Here is a 2312-nt window from a genome sequence, read left to right as displayed (position 1 = left end):
TTTTTTCGCATGAGTCAGGGCCCGTCGTGCGATCCGCGCCGGCGCCGCGATGCGGTCGCCCGGTTCCCCGACGCTCCCGACCGAATCGGGAACCCGCGCAGTGTATCGCCTTTCGATGCAGGTACGACAGGGCTCCGTCACGCCCCATGCAGCGGCACCGGCCGGCACGGCTGACGCAGCAATCGGGCCACCCCGCTTCCCTACATGTTGCCCGCCAGATGAAACCGCGACGCCGGATGCCACAGCCTGACCGACGTGGCGACCTGATCGCCGACCCACGTACGGCGTCGCAACAGCAAGCACGGTTCGCCGATTTCCATCACGAGATGCCGACGCACCTGCGCATTGGGCTTCTCCGCGTAGATCCGGAACTCCGCGCGCTGGATCGGCGCCAGTCGCACCATGTAGTGATTCGGCGTCTCGAGCGTGAAGTCCTGTTCCAGATACGCGGGAAACAACGCCGGATTCACGTAGCGATCCTCGAACTGGATCGGTTCGTCCTCCTCGTAATGGACGATACGCGAATGAAACACGGGTCCGGCGCGCAACCCGAGCGCATCGATCGCGTCCGGGTCGACGCTGCGCTCGATCAGCAGCACGCGCGCACTGTGCCGGTGGCCGCGCTCGGCAATCTCGTCCGCGATGTTGCGGATCTCCAGCACCGTCGACTCGTAATGCCGGCGCTCGACGAACGTGCCGGCCCCCTGGATGCGGGTCAGCACGCGCTCGGCCGTCAGTTCGCGCAGCGCGCGCGACACCGTCATCCGCGCCACGCCAAATTCCTTGACCAGTTCGGCCTCGGTCGGGATCGCGCCGCCGGGCTTCCAGTCGCCCTTCGCGATCCGCTCGACGACGTAGCGCTTGATCTGCTGATAGGCCGGCAATGCCCGCGCCGGCACGGTGTCGGCCGATGCCGACGCCTGCCGGGCGTAAAGTCTGCGTTCCGTTTCGCTCATGCGCCCTCGACCGAATGAATGTAGGGTGATCGGCTCGCCGTTGACCGTCGTCATCGCAACGACGGCGGCACACCGGCGACGATGCCGGCCGCGATCGCGATATCGTCCGCGAGCGGCCGGTCGTCGTGATACGCCGGCGCACGTTCGCGCACGTGTCGCCACAGCGCGTCGGTCGATGCGGCGCGCCCCGTTTCGCCCGGCTGCAGATCGTACGCCTGCGCGGCGGCCAGCAGCTCGATCGCGAGCACGCGCGTCGTGTTCTCGATGATGTCGAGCGCTTTCAGCGCGGCCGGCGTCGCATGACACAGGTGATCTTCCTGCAGCCCCGACGTGATGCCGCCGTCGAGGCTCGCCGGCGCCGCGAGCCGCTGATTCTGCGCGACCAGCGCGACCGCCGTGTACTGCGCGATCATGAAACCCGAACAGCTGCCGCCCGGCGTGGCAAGAAACGCCGGCAGCCCGCTGACGAGCGGATTCACGAGCCGGTCGAGACGCCGCTCGGCAATCGCCGCGACCTGCGCCATCGCGCTCGCGAGGCTGTCCATCGCGAGCGCGATGCCGGCGCCGACCGCATGCGCCTGCGAATGCACGGCCGGCGCCTCGCGCGTGCCGGCGACGATCGGATTGTCGGTGACCGATGCGAGTTCGCGATCGACGACCTCCGCCGTGACGTCGAACACGTCGCGCGCCGCGCCATGCACGTGCGGAATCGTGCGCAGGCTGAGCGGGTCCTGCGTATGCCGGCCGTTCGCCGCGGCAAGCATGCCGCTGTCCGCCAGCAGCGCACGCAAACGGGCGCCGACCTGCCCGATACCGGGGGAAATCCGCAGCGCGAGCGAAGCCGGATCGAATGCGGCGAGTTGCCCGCCGAGGTTCTCGAAGCTCATCGCCGCGATCCAGTCGGCCCAGTCGAGCAACCGTTCCGCGCGGGCCAGCGCGAGCGCCGCCAGCCCCGTGACGCACGGCGTCCCGTTGACGAGGCTCAACCCTTCCTTCGCGCCGAGGACGAGCGGTTCGCGCCCGATGCGCCGCAGCGCCTCGTCGCCGCGGATGCGTTCGCCGCGATGGCGCGCACGGCCATGCCCGACGCAAACCAGCGCGACGTGCGCCATGTGGGTCAGGTACCCGACCGAGCCGTGCGCCGGCACTTCGGGAAGGCAATCGTGCTCGAGCAGCGCGACGAGCTGGTCGACGACGTCGGCACGCACGCCCGAATGCCCATGCGCATAGTTGTTGATCGCGGCCGCGATGATCGCGCGCGTTTCGGCCGCGCCGAGCGGCATGCCGACGCCCACCGCGTGACTCATCAGGATGTTGTGCGACAACGTGCTCTGCTGGGCCGGCGACACGATCACG

The 2312-nt window shown here is 69.0% G+C and carries 2 protein-coding genes; both read right to left on the bottom strand.

From position 1 onward, the window contains the following. Positions 1 to 200: 200 nt before the first annotated feature. Positions 201 to 956 carry a histidine utilization repressor gene (gene hutC / locus JMF90_RS33900; RefSeq protein WP_201317235.1) on the bottom strand — a complete coding sequence of 252 codons (756 nt, stop codon included), beginning with the start codon at positions 954 to 956 and terminating at the stop codon, positions 201 to 203. Between the two features lie 50 nt (positions 957 to 1006). Next, the coding region (gene hutH, locus JMF90_RS33895) for a histidine ammonia-lyase (protein WP_201326058.1) at positions 1007 to 2312 on the bottom strand (1306 nt) is incomplete at its 5' end.

The organism is Burkholderia sp. E168m23, assembly GCF_016586125.1.
GTDB lineage: Bacteria > Pseudomonadota > Gammaproteobacteria > Burkholderiales > Burkholderiaceae > Burkholderia > Burkholderia orbicola.
The sequence above is the reverse complement of the archived record's forward strand: the minus strand, read 5'-3'. Positions and strand labels throughout refer to the sequence as shown.